Source organism: Virgibacillus sp. DJP39 (assembly GCF_049310925.1).
In the GTDB taxonomy this organism is placed as follows: Bacteria; Bacillota; Bacilli; order Bacillales; family Amphibacillaceae; genus Virgibacillus_F.
In genome coordinates this window covers 1-724 of record NZ_JBMERP010000199.1, presented here as the reverse complement: position 1 = coordinate 724, position 724 = coordinate 1, and the positions used below count along the sequence as shown (strand labels likewise).

Annotated in this window: 1 protein-coding gene; it reads right to left on the bottom strand. The window is 36.5% G+C overall.

The genetic code is table 11. The features are described 5' to 3' along the window. Positions 1-724 (bottom strand): choice-of-anchor J domain-containing protein (locus tag ACOI1D_RS21790; RefSeq protein WP_422504297.1); only part of this gene is annotated, 724 nt, incomplete at both ends.

Sequence of the window (724 nt, the reverse complement as noted above, 5' to 3'; positions counted from 1 at the left end):
AATGCATCTTCCTCTGTTACATTGAATGGATCAATATGCATCACTTTATATTTACCATGTTTGTCCTCATTAACAAATGTAACAGAATAATTTACAAAGTTCTCAAGGAGCTCTGATTTAGATATGAAACTGTCTGTGCTAGTTCCATCAAACGATAATCCAACTTCTGGAACTTCAATATTGTCTACAAACCAACCAGTATCATTGTATCCCCAGTCAGTTAGGTAACGGAAGGAGATGTATATTTCCTGTCCCGCATAAGATGACAATTCGAAACTTTCTCCTACCCAATTTTCTGTATGACCTGTGAATCCAGGAACATTTTCTTTAATCTTAGGGTATCCTTCTTCTACAACATCAGAACGGGTATTTTCATTTTCAAGACTGGTCCATGTTTGACCGTCCGTTGAGACTTGAACTACGCCAAAGTCCCACTGTTCTTCAATATCAACAAAATGATCAAATGTTAGAGTTGCGTCATCCACACTTGATAAATCAGCTTTAAAAATTAAATTGTTATCAACTTCATTACCTTCACCGCCCCAGAAAACCTGATTTGCTTCATCAAGTGGGTCTGCAAGTGTTTCCCATTTCAATGGCAAGAAATCTATACCATCAAAAGTAATGGTATCAATCTTGCTATCAAAATCCAATTGTTTATAATCAGCTCCCCATGCAGGGACTCCATCTTTTTCGTATAATTTTGCTTGTTCAAAATTAACAG